At 71.0% G+C, this 26,950-nt stretch carries 23 protein-coding genes and 1 pseudogene; 4 read left to right on the top strand and 20 right to left on the bottom strand.

All coding sequences use genetic code 11. The features are described 5' to 3' along the window. Positions 1 to 11: 11 nt before the first annotated feature. Together ACFY12_RS10720 and ACFY12_RS10715 are read left to right on the top strand one after the other, a co-directional pair. Complete coding sequence (locus ACFY12_RS10720; RefSeq protein ID WP_390715406.1) at positions 12 to 887, top strand: universal stress protein; 876 nt, start codon at positions 12 to 14, stop codon at positions 885 to 887. A 255-nt stretch (positions 888 to 1,142) separates the two neighbouring features. Beyond that, on the top strand, positions 1,143 to 1,559 hold the full coding sequence (locus ACFY12_RS10715; RefSeq protein WP_390715405.1) for a CBS domain-containing protein: 417 nt from the start codon (positions 1,143 to 1,145) through the stop codon (positions 1,557 to 1,559). A gap of 33 nt (positions 1,560 to 1,592) precedes the next feature. Here ACFY12_RS10715 and ACFY12_RS10710 read toward each other — a convergent pair whose 3' ends face one another. The 11 genes from ACFY12_RS10710 to ACFY12_RS10660 form a co-directional block, all read right to left on the bottom strand. Continuing rightward, positions 1,593 to 2,249 (bottom strand): potassium channel family protein, encoded by a 657-nt coding sequence (locus ACFY12_RS10710; protein ID WP_390715404.1) that lies wholly within the window; start codon positions 2,247 to 2,249, stop codon positions 1,593 to 1,595. Then, entirely contained in the window at positions 2,246 to 2,905 is a 660-nt protein-coding gene (locus ACFY12_RS10705; protein WP_390715403.1) for a potassium channel family protein, read from the bottom strand. The genes ACFY12_RS10710 and ACFY12_RS10705 overlap by 4 nt, the downstream gene beginning before the upstream one ends. After that, complete coding sequence (locus ACFY12_RS10700) at positions 2,902 to 5,733, bottom strand: cation-translocating P-type ATPase (protein ID WP_390715402.1); 2,832 nt, start codon at positions 5,731 to 5,733, stop codon at positions 2,902 to 2,904. The genes ACFY12_RS10705 and ACFY12_RS10700 overlap by 4 nt, the downstream gene beginning before the upstream one ends. Continuing rightward, entirely contained in the window at positions 5,730 to 8,420 is a 2,691-nt protein-coding gene (fdhF, locus tag ACFY12_RS10695) for a formate dehydrogenase subunit alpha (protein WP_390715401.1), read from the bottom strand. Before fdhF ends, ACFY12_RS10700 begins: the two co-directional genes overlap by 4 nt. Continuing rightward, positions 8,417 to 10,102 (bottom strand): NAD(P)H-dependent oxidoreductase subunit E, encoded by a 1,686-nt coding sequence (locus tag ACFY12_RS10690; protein ID WP_390715400.1) that lies wholly within the window; start codon positions 10,100 to 10,102, stop codon positions 8,417 to 8,419. The genes fdhF and ACFY12_RS10690 overlap by 4 nt, the downstream gene beginning before the upstream one ends. 87 nt (positions 10,103 to 10,189) lie before the next feature. Further along, on the bottom strand, positions 10,190 to 10,435 hold the full coding sequence (locus ACFY12_RS10685; protein ID WP_390715399.1) for an acyl carrier protein: 246 nt from the start codon (positions 10,433 to 10,435) through the stop codon (positions 10,190 to 10,192). Continuing rightward, positions 10,432 to 11,787, bottom strand: a complete 1,356-nt coding sequence (locus ACFY12_RS10680) for a 2-oxo acid dehydrogenase subunit E2 (RefSeq protein WP_390715398.1) — start codon at positions 11,785 to 11,787, stop codon at positions 10,432 to 10,434. The genes ACFY12_RS10685 and ACFY12_RS10680 overlap by 4 nt, the downstream gene beginning before the upstream one ends. Before the next feature lie 2 nt (positions 11,788 to 11,789). Beyond that, a complete protein-coding gene (locus tag ACFY12_RS10675) occupies positions 11,790 to 12,785 on the bottom strand; it encodes an alpha-ketoacid dehydrogenase subunit beta (protein WP_390715397.1) in 996 nt (331 codons plus the stop codon). A 2-nt stretch (positions 12,786 to 12,787) separates the two neighbouring features. Then, entirely contained in the window at positions 12,788 to 13,723 is a 936-nt protein-coding gene (gene pdhA / locus ACFY12_RS10670; RefSeq protein ID WP_390715704.1) for a pyruvate dehydrogenase (acetyl-transferring) E1 component subunit alpha, read from the bottom strand. Positions 13,724 to 13,812: 89 nt separating this feature from the next. Further along, positions 13,813 to 15,606: an acetate--CoA ligase gene (gene acsA, locus ACFY12_RS10665; RefSeq protein WP_390715396.1), complete on the bottom strand. Its 1,794-nt coding sequence runs from the start codon at positions 15,604 to 15,606 to the stop codon at positions 13,813 to 13,815. Between the two features lie 104 nt (positions 15,607 to 15,710). Continuing rightward, positions 15,711 to 16,439 carry a response regulator gene (locus ACFY12_RS10660; RefSeq protein WP_390715395.1) on the bottom strand — a complete coding sequence of 243 codons (729 nt, stop codon included), beginning with the start codon at positions 16,437 to 16,439 and terminating at the stop codon, positions 15,711 to 15,713. 264 nt (positions 16,440 to 16,703) lie between these two features. Between ACFY12_RS10660 and ACFY12_RS10655 the strand changes: the two genes are divergently transcribed. Continuing rightward, complete coding sequence (locus ACFY12_RS10655) at positions 16,704 to 18,449, top strand: GAF domain-containing protein (protein WP_390715394.1); 1,746 nt, start codon at positions 16,704 to 16,706, stop codon at positions 18,447 to 18,449. Here ACFY12_RS10655 and ACFY12_RS10650 read toward each other — a convergent pair. From ACFY12_RS10650 to ACFY12_RS10625, 6 genes are all read right to left on the bottom strand, one after another. Continuing rightward, on the bottom strand, positions 18,443 to 18,901 hold the full coding sequence (locus ACFY12_RS10650; protein ID WP_390715393.1) for a pyridoxamine 5'-phosphate oxidase family protein: 459 nt from the start codon (positions 18,899 to 18,901) through the stop codon (positions 18,443 to 18,445). The genes ACFY12_RS10655 and ACFY12_RS10650 overlap by 7 nt on opposite strands. A gap of 97 nt (positions 18,902 to 18,998) precedes the next feature. Beyond that, positions 18,999 to 20,432, bottom strand: coding sequence for an MBL fold metallo-hydrolase RNA specificity domain-containing protein (locus ACFY12_RS10645; protein ID WP_390715392.1), 1,434 nt, complete (start codon positions 20,430 to 20,432; stop codon positions 18,999 to 19,001). 404 nt (positions 20,433 to 20,836) lie between these two features. After that, the gene (locus ACFY12_RS10640) at positions 20,837 to 21,367 is read right to left on the bottom strand and encodes a DinB family protein (RefSeq protein ID WP_390715391.1); all 531 of its coding nucleotides are present in this window, start codon (positions 21,365 to 21,367) and stop codon (positions 20,837 to 20,839) included. An 80-nt stretch (positions 21,368 to 21,447) separates the two neighbouring features. Continuing rightward, entirely contained in the window at positions 21,448 to 21,657 is a 210-nt protein-coding gene (locus tag ACFY12_RS10635; RefSeq protein WP_390715390.1) for an SDR family oxidoreductase, read from the bottom strand. 654 nt (positions 21,658 to 22,311) lie between these two features. Continuing rightward, entirely contained in the window at positions 22,312 to 23,022 is a 711-nt protein-coding gene (locus ACFY12_RS10630; RefSeq protein ID WP_390715389.1) for a VC0807 family protein, read from the bottom strand. Then, a complete protein-coding gene (locus ACFY12_RS10625; protein WP_390715388.1) occupies positions 23,019 to 23,648 on the bottom strand; it encodes a TetR/AcrR family transcriptional regulator in 630 nt (209 codons plus the stop codon). Before ACFY12_RS10625 ends, ACFY12_RS10630 begins: the two co-directional genes overlap by 4 nt. Before the next feature lie 66 nt (positions 23,649 to 23,714). Between ACFY12_RS10625 and ACFY12_RS10620 the strand changes: the two are divergent. Further along, positions 23,715 to 23,864: pseudogene (locus tag ACFY12_RS10620) on the top strand (IS5/IS1182 family transposase); the annotation flags it as partial. Positions 23,865 to 24,154: 290 nt separating this feature from the next. Here the strand turns inward: ACFY12_RS10620 and ACFY12_RS10615 are convergent. The 3 genes from ACFY12_RS10615 to ACFY12_RS10605 are packed head-to-tail and all read right to left on the bottom strand — an operon-like array spanning position 24,155 to position 26,874. Further along, complete coding sequence (locus tag ACFY12_RS10615; RefSeq protein WP_390715387.1) at positions 24,155 to 25,552, bottom strand: ABC transporter ATP-binding protein; 1,398 nt, start codon at positions 25,550 to 25,552, stop codon at positions 24,155 to 24,157. Between the two features lie 55 nt (positions 25,553 to 25,607). After that, on the bottom strand, positions 25,608 to 26,303 hold the full coding sequence (locus ACFY12_RS10610; protein WP_390715386.1) for an energy-coupling factor transporter transmembrane component T: 696 nt from the start codon (positions 26,301 to 26,303) through the stop codon (positions 25,608 to 25,610). Then, positions 26,296 to 26,874, bottom strand: a complete 579-nt coding sequence (locus tag ACFY12_RS10605) for an MptD family putative ECF transporter S component (protein ID WP_390715385.1) — start codon at positions 26,872 to 26,874, stop codon at positions 26,296 to 26,298. The genes ACFY12_RS10610 and ACFY12_RS10605 overlap by 8 nt, the downstream gene beginning before the upstream one ends. Between the last annotated feature and the right edge of the window lie 76 nt (positions 26,875 to 26,950).

Here is a 26,950-nt window from a genome sequence, read left to right as displayed (position 1 = left end):
AGGAGGCTCTCATGGCGACGCGCCCGGTCAGCGGCCTGGCGGACGGTCCCGTGGTCGTGGGCACGGACGGCTCGGCCGGTGCCGCACCGGCGGTGTTGTGGGCCGCCGAGGAGGCCGCCACCCGGAATCAGCCCCTGCACATCGTGCACGGCACCGATATCGACGGCTGGGGAGGCACAGTGGTCCCCGACGCCGTTCGGCGCCTGCTCGACTCGGCCTCAAGCCTTGTGGACGAGGCGGCGAAGCAGGCCACCGACCGCGTGCCGGATCTGGCCGTCACCACCGCGGTCAGCCAGGAAAGCGCCGCGAAGAGCCTGCTGCAAGCCGCGGGAGAGGACGGGACAATCGTCGTCGGCTCCCGGGGGCTCGGCGGATTCGCCGCACTGCTGCTGGGTTCCGTCGGACTCAAGGTGGCAGCCCGTGCGCACGTACCGGTAGTGGTGGTGCGAGGCCCCGAGCAGCCCGCCAAGGGGGTCGTCCTGGTGGGCGTACGGGACGAGGCGGATCTCCCGGCAGTACGCTTCGCGGCGACGATGGCAGGGCGCCGGAAGGCGTCGCTGCGGTTGCTGAGCGCCTGGACGCTCATCCAGTACCTGGAGAGCACCGCGCCCATGATCGAGGCGGTGCGTGAGGTCGCGGAGGCGGCGGCCACCGCGAGTACCCGGATCGTCGGTGCGGTCCGGGAGGAGTTCCCGGGTCTCACGGTCAGCGACGATGTGGTGCAGGTTCCCTCCCCGGCCGGTGCGCTGGTCGAGGCGTCCGCGCACGCCGATCTCCTCGTCATGGGTGCTCGCACACACACGCACGCCCCGGGAGCCCCGCTGGGCCGGGTCACGCACGCCGTGCTGCACCACGCCCACTGCCCGGTGGCTGTCTTCCCGCGATAGTCGTAGTGCCCGCCGCACCGGGGCTGGGCCGCTCGGTCCAGGGGAATGCCCATTGGGCCCTATGCCGAGCCGGGCAAGGCGACCTTTACTGAAAGTGACGAGGAGGACATCGAAGACGCGGAGCAGCGGAGCGAGACCGCGCACCGCGCAATCGGGACCCGCGAGAAGTGGGTAGTCCTCCTCGCCTTTGTGTACGCGGATTTCCTGGATATCCGGCCGAGTCGGGCCGGCTTTGGGGAAGCAGGAGGAGTGGACATGACCACGGCACGAGAGATCATGCACGCCGGCGCCACCTGCGTGCAGGAGAACGAAACCCTGGAGAGCGCTGCGCGACGGATGAGCGAGCTGGGCATCGGCTCCCTCCCGATCTGCGGGCCGGACGACCGGCTGCACGGGATCATCACCGACCGCGACATCGTCGTGAAGTGTGTCGCCAAGGGCAAGGACCCGAAGACCATGACCGCGGGCGTACTCGAACAGGGCAAACCCGTCACCATCGATGCCGAAGCCGACGCGGACCAGGTCCTCCGGGCCATGGAGGAACACCGGATCCGGCGGCTTCCTGTCATCTCCGACCATCGCCTGGTGGGCATGATCAGTGAAGCGGATCTCGCTCGTCACCTGACGGAAGAGCAGGTCGGCCACTTCGTGGAGATCGTCTGCGCCGCCTGACTTCCCGGCCGGAGGTCCGTGAGGAGCCGGCTGTCATTGAAAGGCGGCGTGGATCTCCTGCTCGGTCGCGGTGTGGGAGACGAGGAGAAGTTCGTCGCCGGGCAGGAGCCGCACCTCTGGGGTGGGGACGGTGGGCTGGCCGTCCCGGATGACGGTGGCGATGACCGTGCCGGCAGGGAGCACGATCTCGGCGAGGGCCCGGCCGGCCGCACGGGACCGCGTGGTGATCGCGGTTTCGATGACGTTGACGCCTGCCTTGCTGAGGCGGAGCAGTGCGACGGTGTCGGTGGCGCCGGTGGCCTCCTCGATGAGGGAGATCAGCGGGGTGGCGGCGGGTACGGGAACGTCGACGCCCCAGCGGTGGTCGAACAGCCAGGTGTTCTCCGCGTCGTTGACGCGCGCGGCGACGCGCGGGACGTCGAAGCGGCGCTTGGCGAGCAGGCTGATGACGAGGTTGTCCTCGTCGTTGCCGGTGGCGGCGATGAGGAGGTCGGTGGTGAGGGCACCGGTGTGCTCGAGGAAGGCGGGCTCGCAAGCGTCTCCTGCCGCGAGGCGCACTGCGAGACGTCCTTCGAGTTCGGCGATCCGGTCTTCGTCGTGGTCGACGAGGGTGACGTCGTTCTGGGCGGCGGCGAGCACCTGGGCGATCTGGGTGCCCAGTCGGCCGGCACCGACGATGAGGGATTTCACGTCCCCAGCTCCTTGTCGAGAAAACCGCGCAGGCGGCCGAGGGCGGTGGCGGCGACGGCGAAGGTGACCAGGTCGCCGGGTTCGGCGGGGGTGCTGTGCGCGGGCACGAGTGAGCGGCCCGCGCGAGTGACCTCCACGACGCGGATCTCGCCGTCGACGTCGAACTCGGCCAGCCGCCGACCCGTGAGGTAGGCGGGCAGTTCGGAGCGGATCAGCAGGGTTTCGCCGTTGCCGAAGGAGAGTTCCGGGGTGAGGTGGCGGTGCAGCAGCATCTGGTGGATCTGATGCACCGTCCAGCGGACGCTGGAGATGGCGGGGATGCCGAGTTCGCGGTAGAGGTCGGCGCGGCCGGGATCGTAGACCCGGGCGAGAACGATCGGGACCCGGTACGTCTCCTTGGCGGTCCGCGCACTGACGATGTTGCTGCTGTCGCTGGCGGTAGCGGCGACGAACGCGTCGGCGTGCTGGATGCCGGCGGCCTCAAGTACCGTACGGCTGAAGCCGTTTCCTTCGTGGAACCGGCCGGGAAAACCGACAGGCAACAGCCTGCGGGTCTTGGGCACGCGGTCGACGACACGTACGTCGTGGCCTTCGGTGGCGAGCCGGGCGGCGAGCGTGGATCCCACCCGCCCGCAGCCGACGACGATCACTCTCATCGCTCTCCTTCCCTTCCGCCTCCGAGGCCCTTCCCGCCCACGGGCCGGTGGCGCCGCACCCACCACTTGCGGGTTTCCTCGGCGGCCAGCAGCAGTACGCCGAACGCCGCCAGGACCGCCCAGTCGGAGGCGGCCAGCGGGGCGGTGTGGAAGACGGCTTGCAGCGCGGGCAGATAACTGATCGCCGCCATCAGGCCGATGCCGAAACACCCCGCGGCCAGCAGCCACGGATTGGACAACAGGCCGATCCGGAAGACGCTCTGCCGGTCGGTGCGCACCGCCAGCGCGTTGAAGAACTGGCTGACCACGATCCCGGCCTGGACCATGGTGATCGCCTCCCGGTAGACGGTGTCGTCCTCGGTGAAGTGGGAGTACGGGATCCCGGAGGCATGGATGTGCCAGAAGAAGACGACGCACACACCGAGTGCCTGGATGCCGCCCAGGAACAGGACGCGTCCCATGACGCCGGCCGAGAACAGCGGCTGCCGGCGCGAGCGCGGCGGGCGGTCCATGACGTCGGGTTCGGGCGGCTCGGCGCCCAGTGCGAGGGCGGGCAGGACGTCGGAGCCGAGGTCGATCGCGAGGATCTGTACGGCGGTGATCGGGACGAGCGGGAAGCCGGCGAAGGTCGCGGCCAGGATCGGCACGAGCTCGGCGATGTTGTGGCTGAAGAGGTAGACCAGGAACTTGCGGATGTTCTGGTAGACCGAACGGCCCAGCCGCACGGCGGTGGCGATGGAGGCGAACGAGTCGTCCAACAGGACCATGGTCGCGGCCTCCCGGGCGACATCCGTCCCCGAGGCTCCCATCGCCACGCCGATGTCCGCGTGCTTGAGAGCGGGTGCGTCATTGGCGCCGTCGCCGGTCACCGCGACCACCTCGCCGCGCCGGCGAAGGGCGGTGACCACCCGCATCTTGTGCTCGGGGCTGACCCGGCACAGCAGCAGTTCCGAAGGCTTGGCGAGCAGACCGTCCAGGGCCTCGTCGTCCATGGTGTCGAGACGTGCGCCCGTCACCACGGTGGGGGCGGTCTGCCGCACGATGCCCACGCGGCGGGCGACGGCCTCCGCGGTCAGCGGGTGGTCGCCGGTGACCATGACGATACGGACGCCGGCGTGCCGGCAGGCGTCCACCGCGTCGCTGACCTCGGGCCGGGGCGGATCGAGCATGCCGACCAGACCGAGCAGGGTGAGCCCCGACTCGGTCTCGTCCTGAGCGGTGCGAGGGCCGGTCACCGGTCGCCACGCCGCCGCCAGCACCCGCAGTCCCTGGGAGGCCAGTTGGTCGTTGGTCGCGATGGCTTCGGCTCGCAGCTCGTCCGTCAGTGGCCGCCGCTCGCCGTTCCAGTCGATGTCGGTGCAGCGGGCAAGGATCTCTTGTGGGGCGCCTTTGACGTAGGCACGGTGGGTGTCGCCGTCCGCGGCCCGGTGGACGGTGCTCATCAGCTTGCGGATCGAGTCGAACGGGTACTCCGCCACGCGTGGTGCACGGGCCTCCTCGGCGGCCACGTCGATGCCGGCCTTCGCCGCTGCGACCAGCAGCGCTCCCTCGGTGGTGTCGCCGAGCACCCGCCAGCCGCCGCGTCCGGAGGGAGGGACGAGCCGGGCATTGCAGCACAGCGCCGCTGCCCTGAGCAGCTCGCGCACAGGCGCCGGATCGACGACCTCGCCGACCGGCGCGTACCCCACACCCGAAACCGGATGCAGTGCGCCGCCGGCCCACACCTGCGCGACGGTCATCTCCGCCTGCGTCAATGTTCCGGTCTTGTCCGTGCACACGACTGTGGTGGAACCCAGGGCCTCCACCGCCAGCAGTTGTTTGACGAGCGCGTGCCGGCGGGCCATGCGCCGTACGCCGATCGCCAGCGACACGGACAGCGTCGCCGGCAGCCCCTCCGGCACCAGAGCGACCATCACTCCGAGCGCGAACACGAACGTTTCCACGAACGGCTGCCCGGTGGGCACCCGCACCGCGAACAGGGCCGCGCCGATGGCCAGGGCCACCCCCGCCACCCGGCGGGCCATCGAGGCCACCTGACGCTGCAACGGGGTCTTCTGCCGCGGCGCCGCCGCGGCGAGCCGGAAGATCCGTCCGAACTCGGTGGCCGCGCCGGTGGCGAACACCACGGCCTTCCCGGCCCCGGCGACGGCGTCCGTGCCCATGAACACGCAGTTGCGCGCCTCCAGCAGCGGTCCCGTCGCCACCGCGTCGGCGGTGCTGCCGATCGCGTCGCTCTCCCCCGTCAGCGCGGCGTTGTTCACCGAGACGTCGTGCGCCTCGACCAGACGGCAGTCCGCCGGCACCGCGTCCCCGGCCGCCAGCACCACGACATCGCCCGGTACCAGTTCGCGCACCGGAAGTTCCCGCCGCTCCCCGTCCCGCAGCACCCGGCAGGTGTGCGGCACCATCGCCTGGAGGGACTGCGCGGTCCGCTCGGCGGAGTACTCCTGGGCGAACCCGATGGCCGCGTTCAGCACCACCACGGCGAGGATGGCCACGGCCAGCCGGAACGTGCCCGGGTCGCGGGGCTGTTGCAGGTCGTGGACGAGAAAGGTGATCGCCGAGGCGACGAGGAGGACGATCGCGAACAGGTCCGTGAACTGCGCCGCCAGCTGTCGCCACCAGCCACGGCGGCCGGCCCGCGGCAGCTCGTTGAGGCCGTATCGCGCCCGCCGCGCAACGACGTCCGCCGCGGTGAGCCCCCGCGGAGAGGTGTCCAGCGCGGCGAAGACGTCCCCCGGTGGCACGGCCTGCACCGGCGGGCCGACCACTCCGGCGGCGGCCGCCGGTTTCCGACTGCCGCCGCCGGGTGTCAGCAACTGCGTCATGCCGGGTGCCGGAGTGGGGTCACCCGCACGGCGGTGACCTTGTACTCGGGGCAGGAGGTGACCGTGTCCGCGTGGTCGGAGGTCAGCCGGTTCACTCCGCTCGCCGGGAAGTGGAACGCGCAGAAGACCTGTCCGGGACTCACCGCACGGCTGATCCGGGTGAGGAGCCGGGCCTCGCCGTGGCGGCTCTCGACCGTGACCGGCTCGCCCTCCCGCAGGCCGTACCGGTCCGCGTCGTCGGGGTGGAGGTCCAGCCAGTCGGTGGATTCCAGCAGGAGGTTGGCCGTACGCCGGGTCATGCTGCCGGTGTTGTAGTGGGCCAGCCGGCGCCCGGTGACCATGATCAGGGGGTAGTCGTCGTCGGCCTGCTCACCCGGCGGCAGATAGGGGCAGGACGCGAGGTGGGCGCGCCCGTCAGCGGTGGCGAACCGTCCCGTGTACAGCGTGGCCTCGCCCGGCCGGTCGGCGTCCGGGCACGGCCATGGAATCGCGCCCTCGCGGTCCAGCCTCTCGTGGGAGAGCCCGGCGAAGACGGGGGCGAGCCGTCCGCACTCGTCCAGCGCGGCGGACGGGGTCGGGCATCCGAGGTCGACGCCCATGGCGGCGGCCACCGCGTGTACGGCCTCGAAGTCGGTGCGGGCCTCCCCCGGCGGCGCGACGGCCGCCCGGACCCGCTGGAACCGGCGGTCGAAGTTGACGAAGGTGCCGTCCTTCTCCAGCCAGGAGGCGGCCGGCAGGACGACGTCCGCGTGGCGGGCGGTCTCGGAGAGGAACAGTTCGTTGCAGATGACCAGCGGGCAGGCGCGCAAGGCATCGGCCACCCGGTTCGTGTCGGGGTCGGTTGCGCAGACGTCCTCCCCGATGACCCACAGCGCGCGCAGATCCCCGGCCCGCGCCGCCGCGAACATCTGCGGGATCCGCAGTCCGGGTCCGGCCGGGACCCGTACCTCCCACACCTCCTCGGCCCGCGACCGGGCCACGGGGTCGGTCACCTTCCCGTAGCCGGGCAGGGTGTCGGGCAGCGCGCCCATGTCGGAGGCGCCCTGGACGTTGTTCTGGCCGCGCAGCGGGTTGACGCCGTAACCGCGGCCGGTGCCGACCGCCCCGCGGAGGATCGCCAGGTTGGCCAGGGCCCGTACGCCGTCGGTGCCGTGCAGATGCTCGGTGACGCCGAGGCCGTAGACGATGGCGGGGCGTTCGGCGCGTCCGTAGAGGCGGGCTGCCGCGATCAGGTCCGGGGCGGGGACGCCGGTGAGGTCCGCGACCCGGTCGGGCGGGTAGTCGGCCAGCAGCTCGGTGAGTTCCGGCAGCCCGGCGGCCCGTTCGCGCAGGAAGTCCTCGTCCACCAGTCCTTCGGTGAGCAGGACGTGGGCGAGCCCGTGGAACAGGGCGACATTGGTGCCGGGGCGGGGTCGCAGATGGACGTCGGCGTCCGTGGCCAGACCGACGGTACGGGGGTCCGCGACGAGCAACCGGGCCCCGCGCAGGGTGCGTTGGAGCAGTCGGGCGCCGACGACCGGGTGGGCCTCGACCGGGTTGGCCCCCACCACCAGAAAGCAGTCGGCACGCTCGACGTCGTCGAAGGAATCGGTGCCGCCGGCCAGCCCGAAGGAGGCGGTCAGGCCGGCGGCGGACGGGGCGTGGCACAGCCGCGAGCAGTTGTCGACGTTGTTGGTGCCGATCACGGTCCGCAGGAACTTCTGGACGAGGTAGTTCTCCTCATTGGTCGCGCGGGCCGAGGAGATCGCCGCCACGGCATCGGGCCCGCCGGCGGCGACGGCCTGTCCCAGTCCCTCGGCGATACGGCTCAGCGCCTCGTCCCAGCCGACCGGTTCCAGGCGGCCGTCGCGGCGCAGCAACGGCCGGGTGAGCCGTTCGGGGGAGGTCAGGAAGCCGTGGGCGAAGCGGCCCTTCACGCAGGCGTGCCCGCGGTTGACCGGGCCGTCCCGGGCGGGCAGCACCGCCGTGACGTCGCCGTCCTGGGTGACGACGTCAAGGGAACAGCCGACGGCGCAGTAGCCACAGGTGGTCCGGGTCGTACGGGCCGCCGCCGCGTGGTGCGCGGAGGTGAGCCCGCTCCCCGGGCCCGGCTCGGTGATCGCCCCGGTGGGGCAGGTGTCGACGCAGCCGCCGCAGGCGACGCAGTCGGACTCGGCCCAGGGGCCGCCGGTCCCGGGTGCCACGACGGTGTCGGCGCCCCGGCCGACCAGGGTGAGGGCGAAGGTGCCCTGGACCTCGGAGCACATCCGTACGCAGCGGCCACAGGCGATGCACAGGTCCCGGTCGAGGTGGACGTAGGGGTGGGAGGTGTCCTCGCCCCGGCCGCCGGCGCCTCGGGCCGCCCCGGGGCCGATCCCCAACGACCGGCACACTTCCGCCAGTTCGCTGTCGTCGGCGGCCAGGGCGCGGGGCGGCAGTGCGGAGGCGATGAGCTCCACGGCATCGCGCCGCAGCTCCCGCACATGGTCGGTGGCCGTCTCGATTCTCGCCCCGGCGACGGCCGGGGCGACACAGGCCGCGGCGATGCTCCCGTCGGCCCACACCAGGCAGGCCCGGCACGAGCCCGCCGGCCCGATCCGGTCATCGTGGCAGAGGGTGGGCAGCTCGGCCCCGGCCGCGCGGGCCGCCGTGAGCAACGAGGCCCCCTCCGGCACCTCCACCCCGATGCCGTCCACCTCGACCCTCACCGGTCCCACCCCGCGAGCCGGTCGCCGTACGCACGGGCCAGGCTGCGCACCGCCTCCGGAATCCGCCGTCCGAACGCGCACAGGCTGGCTTCGGACAACACCCGCAGCAACCGCCCGTACTCCTCTCCGGGCTGCCGGCCGGCGCCCACGAGCTCCAGCCCCCGGCGGGAGCCGACGCGGCAGGGCGAGCAGGCGCCGCAGCTCTCCGCGGCGGCGAACTCCCATACATGGCGGAGTACTTCCCGCGGCTCCACACTCCGGTCGAAGGCCACCAGGCCCGCGTGCCCGAGGGCGGCGCCGCCGTGCGCCAGCCCGGCCTGCGTCAGCGGTACGTCCAGCCGTCCGGCGGCGAGGAAACCGCCGAGCGGTCCGCCGACCTGGAGGACCGCCAGATCGGCGCCGCCCCGCAGACCGCCACCCAGCTCCGTGACGATCCGTTCGACCGGCGTACCGAGTTCCACCTCGTAACAGCCCGGACGGGCGAACCGCTCGGACAGACAGACCAGCTTCGTTCCGGTCTCGCCGGGCACCCCGCGCCGGGCATAGGCGGCGCCGCCGTGCGCGATGATCCATGGGACGGCCGCCAGCGTCTCCACGTTGTTGACCACCGTCGGCGCATCCCACAGGCCACGGTCGGTGGGGTACGGAGGGCGTGGACGGGCGCAGCCACGGCCGCCCTCCAGGCCCGCGATCAGCGCCGTCTCCTCGCCCGCGACATACGAACCCGCACCCTCGGCGACCTCGACGTCCAGATGCACCGCGCTGCCGTGCACCGCCGCTCCGAAGTGCCCGTCCTCGTACGCCCGGTCGACCGCGTCCCGCATCCGGACCAGCGCGCGGGGGTACTCCGAACGCACCAGCACCACGGCCCGCCGGGCGCCGCAGGCGAAGCAGGCCAGCGCCAGGCCCTCCAGCACCCGGTCGGGATCGCACTCCATCAGCAGGCGGTCGGCGTACGAGCCCGGATCGCCCTCGTCCCCGTTGGCGACGACCACGGTGTCGGGTGACCGGCCCGTCGCGGACCATTTCGCCGCCACCCGGAAGCCGGCGCCGCCGCGCCCCCGCAGCCCGGATGCCGCGGCCTCTGCCCGCACCTCGTCGGGAGTGCGTGCGGTCACCGTCCGCGGCCACACCTGCCAGGCGGACTCCCCGGCCAGGACACCACCGAGCAGTACGGGGTCACCGGTGCTGTCGAAGGCCGGGATGTCCGGCGCCGTCGGCGCCTCCCGCCCCGCGAGCTGAGCGGTCAGCGTCACTCCGGTGCACGGCGTGTCGCCGTCGAGGGCGGCCGGCCCGGCGTAGCAGTACCCGAGGCAGCGCACGGCCTGCAACGAGACCGACCCGTCGACAGCGGCGCCGCCGACGCCGACACCCAGCTCCCGCTCCACCTGCTCGACATGCCGGCCGGCGCTCGCGGCGAAGCACGCCGTGGCGGCGCACACCCGGACGTGACGGCGGCCGTGCGGGGCGGCGAGGTCCGCGTAGTAACCGGCCGGCCCGAGCGCGGCGGCGGCCGGCAGGCCGACTCCGGCCGCGACAGCCGGCGCCCAGGTCTCGGGGCTGTCCGCCGTGCCTGCCCGGGTCCGGGCCAAGCTCTCCATCAACCGGCCTCCGGGCCTCCCCCGCCGGTCGGCGAGAGCCCGGAAGGCGTCGAAACGGTCGGCGGGAGGGACGGGAGCCATGCCCTCATCGTCACGGCGGCCCCGGGCGGCCGCATCCGGGAACCGGCACCCGCCGCAACGTGTCCCGGCGCGTTCACCCGTGTCCCTTCACTCCGTACGGGCGACGAGGAAGTCGGCGCTGTCCGACAGCGTGGTGAGGTTCGGGGTGTCTTCGTCGTCGATCCGGATCCCGGTGCGTCTGCCGAGGATTTCGATGAAGCTCAGGAAGTCGAGTGAGTCCAGCTCCAGCGCGTCGCGGAACTTGTCGTCGGGGCCCAGTGCGGCGAAGTCGGCATCCGGAACGATCTCGGCCAGCGACTCCTTCACCACGTCCAGTGCTTCGTCGCGCTTCATAGCTCCTCCGGATTCTGCAGGAGACGGTCGACCGCGGTGAGATAGCGGGCCCCGACCGCTCCGTCGGTGGCTCGGTGGTCCGCCGACAGGGTGGCCGTGACCACGGGCCGTACGCCGAGCAGGCCGTCGACCGCCCACGGCCGTTCGACGACCCGGCCGAAACCCACCAAGGCCACCTGCGGCGGGTAGATCACGCCGAACACGGCTTCCACCCCCTGGTCCCCCAGGTTGGTGACCGTGATGGTGGGGTCGGACACCTCGGAGCCGCGCAGCCTGCCCGTACGGGCGCGGGCGACCAGGTCCTTCAGGTCTGCCATCAGCTGCGGGAGTTCGAGAGCGTCGGCGTTCCGCAGCACGGGGGCTACCAGCCCGCCGCCGCGCAGGGACACGGCCACGCCCAGGCGTACCCCGTCGCCGGGGGCGAAATGGCCGTCGGCCCAGTAGCCGTTGAGCTCGGGTACTTCGTGGGCCGCCCGAGCCGCGGCCTTGAGCAACAGTGCCGCGGGGAGCAGCCGTTCGCCGACCGGGCTGCGGCGGTTGCGCTCATGCATCCAGTCCACCGCGGCGGCCATATCGACCGTCGTGGACAGGTAGTAGTGCGGGATCTCCCGGTTGGCGCGTGCCATCAGCCCCGCGATGGCCTCGCGCATGCCCGCCGGTCGGCGGTCCTGGGGAGGACGGACCGGGACCTCGCTGCCGCCCTTCGGCTCGACGGGAACCGTCGGGCCGGGGGCCGCCTCCCGGACGTCCGCGGCACGGACCGAGCCGTCCTTGCCGGTACCTGCTACTCCGGAGAGATCGACGCCCAGTTCGCGGGCGAGCCGTCGGGCGAAGGGAGTGACGCGGGCCGGCGACCGGGGTGCCGCGGCGGCCCGGTCGACATCGGCACGGGTGACACGCCCGCCGTGCCCGGTACCGTGGAGGGTGTCCAGGTCGACTCCGGCCCGCTCCGCGAGATGCCGGATCAGCGGACCTTCGTCGCCGTGTGCACGTTCGTGGACACGTTCGTGGACCGGCCGTGCCGTCTCCGCCTTCCGGCGTTTCTCGGGAGTCACGGACTTCGCCGGCTTCTTCGCCCTCTCCCCCGGTTCCGGCTGCTCGGGCGCTCCGGGCTCCGCCGCCGGCTCGATCACCGCGAGCGGTGTGCCCACCGGCACCGTCGTGCCCGGGTCCACGAGCAGTTGCCCCACCGTGCCCGTCTCGAAGGACTCCACCTCGATGGCGGACTTCGCGGTCTCGACGACCGCGACCGGATCCCCCTTGCGGACCCGGTCACCGGGCCGCACCAGCCACTCCTGGAGCATCCCCTCGTCCATGTCGGAGCCCAGCGACGGCATCGTGAATTCGGCCATGGTCAGTCCACCGCCCGGTGCGCCGCCGCGACGATGCCGGCGGTCTGGGGCAGCGCCGCCTGCTCCAGCAGGCGGGCGTACGGGATGGGGACCTCCGCGCTGCACACCCGCTCGACCGGCGCGTCCAGTTCGTACAGCGAGCGTTCGGCGATCCGCGCCGAGATCTCCGCGGCGATGCTGCCGGTGCGCCACGCTTCGTCGACGACCACCGCGCGGTGCGTACGGGCCACGGAGGCGGCGATGGCCTCGTCGTCGAGGGGCCGCAGCGTACGCAGGTCGACGACTTCGGCGCTGATGCCGTCGGCCGCCAGCTCGTCCGCCGCCGCGAGCGCCTTGGGAAGCGAACCGCCGTAGGTGATCAGGGAGATGTCCGTGCCCGCTTTCCGTACCGCGGCGTGGTCCAGGTCCACCGGAGTGGCGGGTGGCGGCAGTTCACCAGTGGCGTTGTAGAGGCTTCCGTGCTCGAAGATCAGTACCGGGTCGGGGTCGGCGAGTGCCGGGGCCAGCATGTAGCGGGCGTCCTCGATGGTCGCCGGAGCGAGCACCCGGATACCCGGGATGTGTGCGTACCACCCTTCGAGGCTGTGCGAGTGCTGTGCGGCGAGCTGCCGGCCCGCGCCCGTCGTCATCCGGATCACGAGAGGGACGGGCAGTTGGCCGCCCGACATGTGCAGCAGGGTGGCGGCGTTGTTGAGGATCTGATCGAGGGCCAGCAGGCTGAAGTTGACGGTCATGATCTCGACGATCGGCCGCAGCCCGGACAGCGCCGCGCCGATCCCCGCACCCACGAACGCGGACTCCGACAGCGGGGTGTCCCGGATCCGCTCCGGTCCGAACTCCTCCAGCAGGCCGAGACTCACCCCGAAGCAGCCGCCGTACCGACCCACGTCCTCGCCCATGAGAAAGACCCGGTCGTCGGCGCGCAGCGCCTCGCGGAGCGCCTCACGCATCGCATCCCGGTACGTCGTCTTCCGCTCTTCCGGCCGGTCGGCAGCCATCGTCAAGTCACCCCCATGGGAGCGCTGGTGACGTACCGCAGCAGGTTTTCCACCGGCTCCTCGGGGGCCCGCTCGGCCGCCTCGACGGCGGCCTCGATCTCTTCGGCGATCCGGCGTTCGATCGCGGTGAGCTGCTTCTCGACCGGCTCGCCGTCCTCGCGCATTCGCTCCATGAGCCGGGTGATCGGGTCCCGGGCCTTCCACTGCTCGATCTCCGCCTTGTCGCGGTAGCGGTCCGGGTCGTACATCGAGTGGGCGCGGAAGCGGTAGGTGCGCATTTCGAGGAAGTGCGGTCCGCCGCCGCCCCGGATGCTCTCGGCGGCCCGGCGGGCGGCACGCTCCACGGCTTCCACGTCCATGCCGTCCACCGCCCATGCCGCCATGCCGTAGGAGGCGGCGCGCAGCGCCAGGTCGGTCTGCGCCTCGTGCCGTTCGATGGCCGTGCCCATGGCGTACAGGTTGTTCTCGCAGACGAACAGCAGCGGCAGCCCCCACAGGGCGGCCAGATTCGCCGTCTCGTGGAACTCGCCCTCGGCGTAGGCACCGTCACCGAAGAAGCAGCAGGTGACGCGGGATTGCCCGCGCAGACGGTCGGCGAGCGCGAGCCCCGCGGCCAGCGGCAGTCCGCCGGCGACGATCGCGTTGCCACCGTAGAAGCGGCGGCCGGCGTCGAAGAGGTGCATGGATCCGCCGCGGCCCCCGCTGCAGCCGGTCGCCTTGCCGTACATCTCGGCCATCACGGCCTCGGCGGTGATGCCGCGGGCCAGCGCGTGGCCGTGCTCCCGGTACGTGGCGACCACCGCGTCCTCGGCGGTCAGGGCTTCGTTGGCCCCGACGGCGACGGCCTCCTCACCGATGTAGAGGTGAACGAACCCGCGGATCTTCGCGGCGCTGTAGAGTTCCACGCAGCGTTCCTCGAAGCGCCGGATGCGCAGCATGGCGCGCAGCAGCTCGCCGCGGTGACCGTTCCGGGCCGCCTCGTCCGCGCCGGTTGCGGTCCTGCGCTTCCGGGTGCTCCGTGCCGGGCTCATGCGGATCCCTCCAACGTGGACAGGTCGCCGGTGGGCAGGCCGAGTTCACGGGCCCGCAGCAGCCGGCGCATCACCTTGCCGCTGCGGGTCCTGGGCAGGTTCTGGTCGAAGGCGATCTCCCGGGGCGCGACGGCGGAGCCCAGCCGTCGGCGGCCGAAGGCCAGCAGCTCGCGCTCCAGTGCGGCCGTCGGCTCGGCACCGGGCCGCAGCGAGACGAACGCCTTGACGACGTTCCCGGCGACCGGGTCGGGCCGTCCGATCACCCCGGCCTCGGCGACCGCCGGGTGTTCCATCAGCGCGCTCTCCACCTCGAACGGGCCGACCAGGTGGCCCGCCGACTTGATGACGTCGTCGGCCCGCCCGACGAACCAGTACCAGCCGTCCTCGTCCCGCCTGGCCAGGTCTCCGGTCAGGTACCAGCCGCCGGCGAAAGCCGCCTGGTAGCGTTCCTCGTCGTGCAGATAGCCCCGGAACATGGAGGGCCAGCCCGGGCGCAGCGCCAACTCGCCCTCGACGCCCGGGGTTTCCACCTCCGTCACCCGGCCGTCGGTGACCAGCGCCCGGCCGTCCTCTCCGCGTTCGAGCACCGTCGCCTCGACGCCCGGCAGCGGCCGCCCCATCGAGCCGGGCCGGATCTCGCAGGCGGCGAAGTTCGCGATCATGATGCAACCGGTCTCGGTCTGCCACCAGTTGTCGTGGACGGGCAGGCCCAGCACCTCCTGGCCCCACACCACGGCCTCGGGGTTGAGCGGCTCGCCGACCGACGCGACGAAGCGCAGTGCCGACAGGTCGTGCGCTGCGGGCAGGTTGTGGGTCCCGTGCCGCGGGGTGGTACGCATGAGCATGCGCAGCGCCGTCGGCGCGGTGTACCAGACACTGACCCGGTGCTCGGCAAGGATCCGGTACCAGCGCCGGGAGTCGAAGTCCCCCTCGTCGGCCACGAGCGTCACCCCATGGACGAGCGGGGCGATGATGCCGTACGACATGCCGGTGACCCAGCCGGGGTCCGCGGTGCACCAGTACACGTCCTCGGGGTGCAGATCGAGCGCGTAGGCGGCCGTGGCGTAGTGGGCGACGACCGCTTCGTGGACGTGGATCGCGCCCTTGGGGGCACCGGTGGTTCCGCTGGTGAAGTGGAGCAGAGCCCTGTCCTCGGGTGAGGTCGGCGGGACGGTGAACCGGTCGGGGGCGGCGGCCGTCAGCGCATCGAACGAGAGCGTGCCGGGCACTTCCTCCGCACCGGGGCCGACGATGAGGACGTGCGCGAGCCCGGGAAGCGACGCTCTGCGGTCCGCGACCTTGCGCCGATAGAGAGCCTCGGTGGTGACCAGCACGCGGGCGTCACCGAGCCGCAGGCGCTGCTCGACCGAGTCGGGTCCGAACGCGGAGAAGAGCGGGCACAGCACGCTGGTGTTCTTCAGGGTGCCGAGCACGGCCGTGTAGAGCTCGGGGCACCGGCCGAGCAACGTGAACACCACATCGCCACGACCGACACCGAGCGAGCGCAGGGCGTTCGCGAAGCGGTCCGTACGGCGCGCCAGCTCGGCGTAGGTGACCGTCTCGACGGAGTCGTCGCGACCGATGCACCGCAGCGCGACCCTGCCGCCACGGTCCGCTGCCACGTGCCGGTCGACGGCCTCGTACGCCATGTTCAGCCCGCGGTCGCCGGGCAGCCCGTCCAGCTCGTCACGCGCCCGTGACCAGGTGAAATCGGAGCGGGCCCGTGCGTAGTCGACGAGATTCGGCGGCACGTCCGGTGTGTCGTCCTTGCGGATCGTTTCCCACGCCATCGCGACACCTTCCGCCGCCTGATTCTGCTTCCAGGGTCATGGACCCCGTGTCCTGCGCGCATGGGCCGAAGGGGCCTGGGACCGAGGCCGGGCGGGCCGTACCGTCAGCGCGAGCCTTCGTAGTGGCGGCGCGTGTCGTCGGGGCCCCGCGGCCGCTGCCCGGCACTGTCGGCCTGGGTCGCGATGACGGCCGCCTGGATCCGTCGCTCCACCCCGAGCTTGGCCAGCAGGCGCGAGATGTGGTTCTTGACCGTCTTCTCGGAGAGGTAGAGCCGCCGGCCGATCTGACGGTTCGTCAACCCGTCGCCGATCAGCACCAGGATCTCCCGCTCGCGGGGAGTCAGGCCCGACAGCGCCTCCGGCTGCTCTTCCGCCGCTTGCGCGCCGCGCAGCCGGGCCATGAGCATCGTGGTGGCCCCGGGGTCGAGCATCGACTGGCCCGAGGCGACGGTGCGCACGGCCGACACCAGATCCGCTCCCTGGATCTGCTTGAGCACATAACCGGCGGCCCCGGCCAGAATCGAATCCAGCAGCGCGTCCTCGTCGTCGAAGGAGGTGAGCATCAGGCAGGCCAGATCGGGCATGCGGGAGCGCAGCTCACGGCACAGGCTCACACCGTCGCCGTCGGGCAGTCGCACGTCCAGCACCGCGACCCGCGGCCGTAGCGCGGGAATCCGCACGCGGGCCTGCTCGGCCGTGGCCGCTTCACCGACCACGGTGATGTCCGGCTCGTCCTCCAGCAGGTCGTGCACCCCGCGTCGTACGACCTCGTGGTCGTCGAGCAGGAAGACCGTGATCGGCGCCTCCGGGGAGGGCCGCGTAGTGTCGGCCATCAGCCGCTCCTGTCATGTCCCAGGCCATGCCGCCCGTCGGCCGGGAAGCCGGTGCTGCTCAGTGGTTTCGGCTTCCCGAGCCGCAGGACACGGGCCCTTCGGTCCCCGCTTCACAGGGTGCCACCGAGTCCCCCGGTCGGCAGCTTCCGGAGACCACGGCGGATCGCCGCAGCTCATGCCGTCCCTCCAGGGCGGGCGGATACTGAGAAGCACCCGTGGGTGTCCGTCGGCCGCTCCCGCCTGGCGGCCTTGGAGGAGACGACGTTGGCAAGCGCCGAGAGAGACCGTGTGCGGCTGCCCCAGCTGAGGCTCGACGAGCTGCTCGACGAGCTGCAGGCCCGGCTGGACGCGGCACGCGGCACGCGGGACCGGGTGCACAGCCTGCTGGAAGCCGTGCTGTCGGTGGGCCGGGAGCTGGATCTGGAGCAGGTGCTGCGGCGGGTCACCGAGACGGCGGTCGCGCTGGTCGATGCCGAGTACGGCGCCCTGGGCGTCCTCGGCCCGGACGGACGGGTGATCGTGCACTTCCTGCCGGTGGGGATGACCGAGAAGCAGATCACCGCCATCGGGCCGTACCCGTCGGGCCACGGCATCCTGGGCGAGCTGATCCGGCATCCGGAGCCGCTGCGGCTGTCGAAGATCTCCCAGCATCCGTCCTCGTACGGCTTTCCGGCGCACCACCCCCCGATGCACACCTTCCTCGGCGTCCCGATCCGGGTCCGCGACCAGGTCTTCGGCAATCTCTATCTGACGGAGAAGCGCGGCGGCGCCGAGTTCGACGCCGAGGACGAGTCGGTGCTGTCCACCCTGGCCGTGGCGGCCGGTATGGCGATCGACAACGCCCGTCTGTACGAGGAGGCGCGGCGCCGCGAGCGGTGGCAGCGGGCCGGCGGGGCGATCACGGCCAGCCTGCTGTCCGGGAGTCCCCAGAGCGAGGTGATCGGTCTGATCGCCGGGTCGGCCAAGGACATCGCCGACGCCGAGCTGGCGGTGGTGGCCCTGCCGATGCCGGACACGTCCACGCTGGTGGTCGAGCTCGCCCTCGGGGAGGGAGCGGAGGCGCACCGTGGCCTGGTGCTGCCGGTCGAGGGCAGCCTGATCGGCGCGGCCTTCTCGGCCGCCGCCCCGTTGACCAGCACGGATGTCCGCCACGATGTGCGGGAGACGGCCGCCCCGGAGCGCTTCGCCGGGCTGGGGCCCGCGGTGGCGGTGCCCATCGGCACCGGTGCCGGGGTACGCGGCGTGCTGCTGCTGGCCCGGGCATCCGGCGGGACGGGCTTCACCGGGGTGGAGGCCGAGCAGCTGACGGGCTTCGCCGGGCAGGCGGCGGTGGCGATGGAACTGGCGGACCGGCGGCGGGATGCCGAGCAGATCGCGACGCTGGAGGACCACGACCGCATCGCCCGCGACCTTCACGACCTGGCGATTCAGCGGCTCTTCGCCATGGGCATGACGCTGCAGAGCGCGGCCCGGATCATCGAACACCCCGACGCGTCGGAACGGGTACTTCGCACGGTCGGCCAACTGGACGAGACCATCAAGATCATCCGCTCGACGATCTTCGGCCTGCGCCTCCACGAACACGACGAGGGGCACGGCCTGCGGACCCGCGTCGTCCAGACGGCCGGGGAAGCGACCGCGGCGCTCGGCTTCGCTCCCGGCCTGCGGATGGAAGGTCTGCTGGACACCCAGGTGCCCCGGGAGATCGCCGACCATGTGGTGGCGGTGCTGTCGGAGGCGCTGACGAACATCGCCCGGCATGCTGAGGCCACACGTGCGGACGTGGTCCTCAAGACCGCCGGGGAGGATGTCGTGCTGACCGTCAGCGACGACGGAGTGGGCATCCCGCCCGACAGCCGGCGCAGCGGCCTGAGCAACCTCTCCGAACGGGCCGAGCAACTGGGCGGCGCACTGGAGCTGTCCTGCCCACTCACCGGTGGGACGACCCTGACCTGGCACGTTCCCCTCCCCCGCCCCAACCCGGCCGGCCGGGACAGCACGCCTCACTGAACGCCGGCCAGGGGTGGAGTGCCCCGCTCACCTCCGCCTTGCCGGTGTCCCCGCAGGACGCACCCGGTCACCAGCTCCAGAGAGATCCGGATGAAGACGTCTTCCGGCACGGCCGCCCAGGCGCGAAGCCCGGCAGCGTGCAGCTGTTCCTTGTCCCGCGCGTCGGTGACGAGCGTGGCCCGGCCTGTCACGATCACGCTCCAGCCGGTGTGCGCGGCGTCGTCGAACCGGTCCGCCTGGAACGCCACGACGGCGCCGTCGACGGCGTGTGCCATGCGCGAGCCGGCCGAGGTGCGCACGACCACGGAATGGTCACGGTCCAGGAAGAAGTCGACCGGCAGAACGGCGGGCAGGGCGTCGTCCGTGTACACAATGCGCCCAATGGGCACCAGCGACAGCAGGCGGAGGCACTCCTGCCGATCCAGCTCCCGGAAGCCGTCGTATCGGTCCATGCCCTCACCGTGCGCGCGGCGCCTTCCCGGAGGTAGGGCCGGTGGTCCCTGACCGTATGGGCGGTTCGGGCAGTGGTGCGTCACCGCGGGCGGCGGGTCAGCGCACCAGCACGTGCTCTCCGGGACGGGGCACGACCGCGGTCCACCCCAGCGTGTGGTCGATCCGGTCCCTGAGGGCGGCCGACGCCTCGGGCTCCCCGTGCACGAGGTAGGTGACGTGTGGTGCCGGTGCGGCACGCAGCCAGTCCAGGACCTGTGCCTGATCGGCATGCGCGGAGAAGTACGGTATGTCGGCTACCTCGGCCCGCACCGGCACGTACTCACCGAACATCTTGAGAACGCGAGCGCCGTCCACCAGGTCGCGGGCGCGGGTGCCCTGCACGGCGAAGCCCACCACCACGACGGTGTTGCGCGGATCGGGCAGCAGCCTGCGGAGGTGGTGCAGCACGCGTCCGCCGGTGGCCATGCCGGACGCGGAGACGATGACGGCAGGGCCGCGGGTGTGGTTGATGTCGATCGACTCCTGCACCGAACGTGCGGCGAGGAACGGTTCGGGGCTGAGCGCCGCTCCGCCGGCCGTTCGGACTTCGGGCCGCAGCTCGGGCGAGCCCTCCCGGATCGCGTCCGAGTACACGTCCAGCGCGGCCAGCGCCATCGGGCTGTCCACGAACACGGGTACGGCGGCGGGCAGCCGCCCGCTCTCGCGCAGTGCCGCGAGCTCATGGAGGACCACTTCCGTGCGGTCGACCGCGAACGCCGGGATGACCGCGGAACCGCCCCGCTCGATGGTGCGTTCCAGAACGCGGGCGAATGTCTCACGGTCCGCTTCCCCTTGGTGGCGGCGGTTGCCGTATGTGGACTCCATGAGGAGGACGTCCGCACCGGAGAACGGCTGCGGCGGCCTCAGTAGTGCGTGTCCCGGCCGTCCGAGGTCTCCACTGGTGGCGAGGGTATGCCCGTCTTCCAGAGTGAGGTGGGCCCACGCCGATCCGAGAATGTGGCCGGCCCGGTGGAAACTGAGCGTGGTGCCCGCTTCGATCTCGACCTGGTCGTCGAAGGGCACGGGGTCGAACATGCTCACGGCGCGCCCGGCGTCCTCGGTGGTGTAGAGCGGGTGGGCGGGGCGGTGCTTGGACCATCCGTGTTCGTTGGCATGGGCCGCCTGCTCCTCCTGGAGACGCGCGCTGTCGCGCAGCACGATCGCCGCGAGCCGTGCCGTGTTCTCGGTTGTCAGGATCGGGCCGTGGAAGCCGCCCCGGACCAGCCGCGGGAGATAGCCGCAGTGGTCGAGGTGGGCGTGGGTCAGAACCACGGCGTGGACGCTGTCCGCGTCGCACGGCAACCGGCGCCAATTGCGACGCCGCAAGTCGGCAACGCCTTGGAAGAGGCCACAGTCGACCAGCACCCGCGCGTGGTCGCTCTCGATGAGGAACTTGCTGCCGGTGACCGTGCCGACCCCACCGAGGAACGTCAGCAGAGCCGGCCGGGGCCGGGCTCCGTGGGCCACGGAGCGCTGGCCGGAGGTGTTCATGGCAGAGCCTCCTGACATGCTGCCTGGGCCTCTCCTCGTACGGTGACATCCGAGGTGTCCGGGCAGATGGGGCCGATCTGACCCGCGTCGGGACCAAGCGGCCCCTGTGCCGGGCGTTCGCGCCGCACACGGGGCACAAGCCGCATCCGGACCGGTTGTGCTCCAGGGCATCCGGTTCGTGGCCTGCGCATCCGCTGGGAGATACGCGACGACATCCACGAAGCATTCCTCACCCCCGGATGCACACACTTATCTGCTGGTGACGCCTGAATTCATTCCGCTCACAGTTCTTACGCTGACGCCCTTGAAGTCGACGTCGGCCTCCGGCTTCCTCCCGCAGACCCTTCATCCGCCCCTTCATCCGCACGGGGGCAGCCGCTTCGTGCGCGGTATGTCACACCGGCCTACTCGCCAACGGTGTTGTCGAGCAGCTCACGCGCGATGTCGAGGTGCCCGACGTGGCGCGCGTACTCCTGCAGCAGGTGGAACAAGATCCAGATGAGGGTCGGGCGGTCTTCGTCTGCGGGGATACGGCCCCCTAGCGTGGCGGCGCGGTCCTCCGGACGTGCCGCTGCCACGATCTCGCGGGATCGCGCGCACTGCTGCTGGAAGAACGCCGTGACGTTCGCCAGCGTGTCGCTTGCTTCGAGGTGCCAGGGCTCGCCACGAGACTCCTGGTCACCCCATGGCGTTTCGATGTGTTCGCCGGCGAATCCCCACTGAAGCCATCGCAGCTCCACGTAGGCCAGATGCTTAAGGAGAGCCAGAGGCGCCCAGCCCGAAGGGAGTGGGCTGTGCCGCAGCTCTTCCTCGGACAGGCCCGCCAACTTTCGAAGTACGGCGTCTCGGTAGAAGTCGAGGTACTCCGTCAGAAGCTGCATGGGGCTGTTGAGGGTCACCGCTGGTTCCGGTGGGGATTCGATTCTGCGCATCATGCCTCGAGAGGGTAGCTATGACTGCTGACAAATCGTGGTGCTGGACATTCATCGATGGTTGGGCAGTTCCCTGTGGGGGTTCAGTTGCGTCCGGCCATGACGCCTCCGTCGACGTCCCAGATGGCGCCGGTGACCCAGTCCGCTCGGTGGGAGAGGAGGAAGCAGACGGTTTTGGCGACGTCCTCAGGTGTTCCGGTCCGGCCGACGGGGTGGAAGGCGTTGAAGGAGTCCAGGACTTCATCCATCTGGTCCTGGGCGATGAAGGCTTCGTAGATGGGGGTGCGCACCACGGCGGGCGCGACGGCGTTGACGCGGATGGAGGTTCGCGTCTGCGTGCACCGCGCTCAGGTGGCTTTGCAGTTCGCGGACCTCGTCCGGGGAGCCGAGGTCCGCGGTCAGGCACTGCACGGTGCCGAGCTTGCCCAGTTCTTCGGCGACGGCGGCGGCTCGCTCGGGGTTGCGGCCTACGAGTACCGCACTGCCCGCCCGCCTGGAGGACCCGGCGGGCGGTTTTCAGCCCCATGCCGCTGGTGCCGCCGATCACGATCAGTTTCCTGCCGGTGAAGTCCTGACTCGTCATTCCTCTTCCTATCTACCAGTTGATAGGTGACGGGCCTACGACTGGACGGTCCCAGGGGCACAAGGCCCCGCTGCTATGCCCGCAGTCCGTCCAGTACAGCCGCTACGGCCTCGTCGAACATGGCGATGTCGTGGACCGACCGGGCGACGATCAAGGCGCCTTGCAGGCAGGACAGGACCCCGCGCGCCGCTCGATCCGGGTCGGTCCCGGGTCGCAGCTCCCCGCCGGCAGCACCTTGCCTTGGAGGGGAAGTAGTAGTGGATGCTCGCCTTCCTGACCCCGACTGCCGAGGCGAGGTCCGCGTCGGGGAGTCGGCGATGTGTGTTGGCCGGTCAGTATCGTGACCGGCAGCCGATCCATGCTGTCAGCGGGCACCCTCGGCCTGGGGTGCTGAACTCGTGCCGGGCTTGAGTAGCCTGAGCGCACCGCTGCGTCGTCCGAGGATCAGGCAGCTGCCTTGCGCGAGGGCGAGTGCGGCGATGAGGAGGATGACGCTGAGCAGCGGAACGGTGTCGACCGGGAGCGTGTAGGCCATGAGGATGCGGGCACCGGCATCGACGAGGAATGCCGTGCCCCAGGCGAGGCTTGTGGTGCGTATCCATCGGTGGAATACGGCGCTGTGCTGCCACAGGCGGGCAAGGCGGTCCGCCAGCTCCGGCGTGCTGAGCTTGATGGCGATGTCCAGGAGGAAGGGGCGGGATGTGGCCAGCGAGCAGATGATCCAGAGACCGAACAGGCCGGTGATCCAGCTTTCGCGCGCCAGGAGTGTGCGCGGGTCACCGGTCACGAGCGCGATGGCCAGCGACAGTGTCATCGCCGCGATCACGAAGGTCCCCATGGGATCCAACCGGCGCTGATGTACCCAGGTCACGGCGATGGTGGCGGCCGGGGCGAGCGAGGCAAGCAGGAGGGCTAACCACTGGTTCACTCCCACGCCCCGCAGACCGTAGAAGGCCACCAGCGGCATCACCACGTCTCCGGCCAACGCCCAGGCCGTCTTGGGCCAGGACGTCCCTGTGCGCGCAGGCTCCGGCTCGGAGTGAGGTATTCCGGTGCCGTTGGGGAACTGGGTCATGTCGCCTCCTTGGCGTCGAGCCGGCGTGTGGCCATGTCGAAGAGTGCCGCCACTTCATCGGCGTACGCGCCAGGGTCCAGGTCGGGGTGGTGGGCGAAGCAGGCCGGAGCGGCATCGACGGCCGCTCGGATGGACACCGCCATCGGCAGGGTGGCGAAGTCCCTGAACACTCCGTCGCGTTGGCCCTCGCGGAGCATCTGGTCAATGGCGTCGATGTTCGGTTGGTTCGTTGCTTGCCCGAAGACCAGGGCTCCGTCCGGGGTACGCAAGTTCTGGATGACCTCCATGGCGGCGCGAATCCAGCGGGGGTGAGCGGAGGCGAACAGGATGCAGGTGCGGATGTACCGGATGAGCGCCTGCCGCGGCCCGTCCACCGTGGCCATCTCCTTCACGATCTCCTGGGCCGCGAGGGCGTAGAGGTCGTCGACGACGGCATGCAGCAGCTCGTCCTTGTTCTTGAAGTGGTAGAAGAGCGCGCTTTTGGCGATGGAGGTACGGCGGGCCACCTCCGCCGCGGATGCACCGGAGAAGCCGAGCTCGTCGAGCGTTTCGATCGCACTGTCAATGAACTGGCGGCGCCGTGCCGCCTCGATGAAGGTTCGTCCTGCTGCATCGTCAGACCGCATGGTCAGATATTAGACCAGACGGTCTGACGCACGAGCTGCGACTGCGCTCTTGGCAACAGGCCGGCAGGTTCCGATCATGTCGAGCGCACCCATGACTGGCAGAACGCCTTCCACCGGCTCGCCCGCTGCTACGAGCAGCGCACCACCGTCGTCGACGCATTCTTCGACCTCGCCGACACGATCATCCCCGTGCGCAGTCTGATCCGACGGGCATGAACGACTCACCGCTGGGACGAACACCCGAACCCTCGACCATGACCGTCCCTGTCCAGGCCGCTTCTCGAGGTGTTGAGCTGTCGGTAGGCGTGCTGTGGACCCGCTGTCGTGTCGCATGGGCGCCGGGCTCCGCGGCTCCCGAATGGGGTGAGGCGGAGGCAGCGGCGGTGTCCGGTGGTGATGAACTGGACGGCGGCGGAGAACCTCCTGAGCAGATCAGGCGCGTCCCATCGAGGGATGGTGAAGCGCAACTCAGCGCCTGGATACGGGCGTTCCTTGCCCGCGCCTGCTCACCGGAGGCTCTCCGCAGGCCGGGGCGGGACAGGAGCGGACAAGGACACGTGGTCTGTCGCGCACTCGTCGGCGAGTTCGTGGTCGTGGGTGATCAGTACCACGGCTGCGCCCGTGCCGGCGAGTTCCGTCAGCACCTCGGAGACGGACCGCATGGCGCGGTAGTCGAGGCCGGAGGAGGGCTCGTCGAATACGTACACCTCGCGGCCCTCGACGAGCGCCGATGCGATGGCCAGCCGCTGCTGCTGGCCGCCGGAGAGCGAGAGCGGATGCCGGTCGGCGAGATGGCCGATGCCCAGCCGTCGCAGGGCGTCGTCGACGGCGGACGACGGCACGCCCGGACGCCCCAGCGTGAGTTCTTCGCGGACCGACGGGCCGAACAGCTGCCGGTTGACGTCCTGCATGGCCAGGAAGACGCGGCGGGCCCGCTCCCGGCGCGTCAACGGCCGGCCATCGAGTTCCACTTGCGCCGACGACTTCTCAAGGCCGGAGAGGAGGCGCGCGGTGTGCGTCTTTCCGACGCCGTTCGGTCCGACCAGCGCGGTCACCGTCGCGCGGGGGAAGCGTAGTTCGCCGAAGCGCGGGTGGTGGCAGACCAGACCCGGTTGGTTGTCGGCCGCCTGGTGGCTGAGCTCGTCCTCCGGGGGGTGCAGACTGCGCAGGCCCAGTTCGCGGCGTGTCTGCTCGGGCATGCCCCAGAAGTCCTCGGGCCGGTAGGTCTCCGCGATCCGGCCGCCGTCCATCCGCACCACACGGTCGACCAGACCGCGCAGGTAGTGCAGTCGGTGTTCGGCGATGACGAGGGTCGCGCCGGATGCGCGGAGCTGCGTCAGGGATGCTCGGAGTTCCTCCACCGCGCCGTCGTCCAGATTCGAGGTCGGCTCATCGAGGAGGTAGATCTGCGGCTGGTCGCAGACCGCCGACGCCAGCGCCACGCGTTGTCTCTCGCCGCCGGAGAGCCCGAACATGCTGCGGCCGGCGAGGCGGGAGACGCCCATCCGGTCGGCGACCCGCACCACGCGGGCACGGATCTCCTCCGGGTCCACGCCCGCGTTCTCGCTGCCGAAGGCCATCTCGGACAGCGGGTCGGTGCAGAAGAACTGGGTTCTGGGGTTCTGGAAGACGGTCGACACCGCGCTTCCCGTCTCGTGCAGCGGCCGGTCCCCCGGATTGCTCCCGAAGACCTTTACGCCGCCCGAGACTTCGGCCTCGTAGACGTGTGGAATGAGGCCGTTGAGCAGCCGGATCACGGTCGATTTGCCGCAGCCGCTCCCGCCGGTGAGCAGGATGCACTCCCCTTCCGGCACCTCGAACGAGACGTCATGCAGGGCCGGTTCACCGCCCGCCGGGTACCGCACGGTGACCTTGTCGAGGGCGATCGCCTTCACGCCAGCCATTACCGCGTCACTCCGTCTCTCCGTCTCTCCGTATCTCCGTCACTCCGTATCTCCGTCACTCCGTCACTTTCCAGAACGTCGCTAGGGCGGCCAGGGCCAGCACGGTGAGTGCCAGGGCCGCGTCGCGGATACCGAATCCCAGTCGGGCGGTCGTCGTCGGCCGGACCGGGGCGCCGAGCCCGCGGCACATCGCCGAGGCGGCCAGGTCCTCGCCGGAACGTACCGCTGCTGCCAGCAGCGGAACTATCAAGTACTCGACGGTCCGCAGGGGGTGGCGGACCGCGGCCGCGAGGCCGAACAGGCCGCGCAGCCGCATCGCATCGGTGATCGCCGCGGCGTCCTCGCGCACGGTCGCGGTGAACCGCAGCATGACCGCGAGCGGGGTGATCACGAAGCGGGGTACCCGCATACGGTTCAGTCCGCCGGACAGCTCGCTCGGAGTCGTCGAGCGGACGAAGTAGTACCCGTACCCCGCCGCGATGACGTACGGGACCGTGTACAGCAGCGCTGTCGTGATCACCACGCCGCCCGGCACCTGCGGCAGCACCCACCGGCTGAGCGCCATGACGGCTGCCCAGGCCCCGGTGAACCACACGGCGCCGCGTACCGCCCGCTCCGACAGCAGCAGTACGGCCAGCACCAGGAGGGCCGGGACCTGGATGAACCGGGTGCCCGACGACAGCAGGAGCGCGTCGACGGAGATGACGGCGATCAGCCTGGTCCGGACGTCGAACCATCGCCGGCTAGGCAAGACCGGCCTTCACGAAGTGCTTTGCCAGCATCTTGCGGCCGAGCAGCCCGCCGAGCAGGCCCGCGACGAAGTAGCTCGCCACCATCGCGAGGACCACACCCGGCGTCATCAGGCCGGCGTAGGTGTCAGCGTAAGAGCTGCCCATCTGCGCGCGCACCTGAGCGATCGTGTCCTCGCGCAGGAAGAGCAGCGGCAGGACGGCGCCTGCCGACCACAGGCTGAAGAACGCATAGCCGAGCACGTCGGAGACCTTGGATGACGCGCGGTTGGCGGCGATCACGACCTCCGCGGCGACGCCGGCGACGAGGGCGGTCGCCATCGTGACCACGTGGTGGCCGAGCAGCAGTGTGAGGAGGCCGAGCAACAGGGCCATCAGCGCGACCATTCCGGTCGAGCGCACTCGGGACCGGAACAGCATGAAGACGATGCCGCAGATCACGATGGTGAGGAATGAGGTGAGGGGCTGCAGCAGGGGGGTGAGTGAAGCGAGCATGTTGATGGCGAAGTAGAGGACCAGGTATACGGCGCTGAAGACGCCGAGCGACACCAGGTCTTTGGCCTTGAAATTCACGGTTGTCGTTCTCCAGGTTTCCTATTTCTCGTTCCGGCCTCTCCGGGCGCTCTGGGCGCTCCGGGGTCTCCGGGTC

Source organism: Streptomyces sp. NPDC001339 (assembly GCF_042895955.1).
Classification (GTDB): Bacteria; Actinomycetota; Actinomycetes; order Streptomycetales; family Streptomycetaceae; genus Streptomyces.
This window is presented reverse-complemented; position numbering and strand designations above follow the sequence as displayed.

Coding starts and splice junctions, on each gene's coding strand:
- ACFY12_RS10720 (WP_390715406.1), top strand. CDS start 12: ATGGCGACGCGCCCGGTCAGCGGCCTGGCGGACGGTCCCGTGGTCGTG.
- ACFY12_RS10715 (WP_390715405.1), top strand. CDS start 1,143: ATGACCACGGCACGAGAGATCATGCACGCCGGCGCCACCTGCGTGCAG.
- ACFY12_RS10705 (WP_390715403.1), bottom strand. CDS start 2,905: ATGAGAGTGATCGTCGTCGGCTGCGGGCGGGTGGGATCCACGCTCGCC.
- ACFY12_RS10700 (WP_390715402.1), bottom strand. CDS start 5,733: ATGACGCAGTTGCTGACACCCGGCGGCGGCAGTCGGAAACCGGCGGCC.
- ACFY12_RS10690 (WP_390715400.1), bottom strand. CDS start 10,102: ATGGCTCCCGTCCCTCCCGCCGACCGTTTCGACGCCTTCCGGGCTCTC.
- ACFY12_RS10685 (WP_390715399.1), bottom strand. CDS start 10,435: ATGAAGCGCGACGAAGCACTGGACGTGGTGAAGGAGTCGCTGGCCGAG.
- ACFY12_RS10680 (WP_390715398.1), bottom strand. CDS start 11,787: ATGGCCGAATTCACGATGCCGTCGCTGGGCTCCGACATGGACGAGGGG.
- ACFY12_RS10675 (WP_390715397.1), bottom strand. CDS start 12,785: ATGGCTGCCGACCGGCCGGAAGAGCGGAAGACGACGTACCGGGATGCG.
- pdhA (WP_390715704.1), bottom strand. CDS start 13,723: ATGCTGCGCATCCGGCGCTTCGAGGAACGCTGCGTGGAACTCTACAGC.
- acsA (WP_390715396.1), bottom strand. CDS start 15,606: ATGGCGTGGGAAACGATCCGCAAGGACGACACACCGGACGTGCCGCCG.
- ACFY12_RS10660 (WP_390715395.1), bottom strand. CDS start 16,439: ATGGCCGACACTACGCGGCCCTCCCCGGAGGCGCCGATCACGGTCTTC.
- ACFY12_RS10650 (WP_390715393.1), bottom strand. CDS start 18,901: ATGGACCGATACGACGGCTTCCGGGAGCTGGATCGGCAGGAGTGCCTC.
- ACFY12_RS10645 (WP_390715392.1), bottom strand. CDS start 20,432: ATGAACACCTCCGGCCAGCGCTCCGTGGCCCACGGAGCCCGGCCCCGG.
- ACFY12_RS10640 (WP_390715391.1), bottom strand. CDS start 21,367: ATGATGCGCAGAATCGAATCCCCACCGGAACCAGCGGTGACCCTCAAC.
- ACFY12_RS10630 (WP_390715389.1), bottom strand. CDS start 23,022: ATGACCCAGTTCCCCAACGGCACCGGAATACCTCACTCCGAGCCGGAG.
- ACFY12_RS10625 (WP_390715388.1), bottom strand. CDS start 23,648: ATGCGGTCTGACGATGCAGCAGGACGAACCTTCATCGAGGCGGCACGG.
- ACFY12_RS10615 (WP_390715387.1), bottom strand. CDS start 25,552: ATGGCTGGCGTGAAGGCGATCGCCCTCGACAAGGTCACCGTGCGGTAC.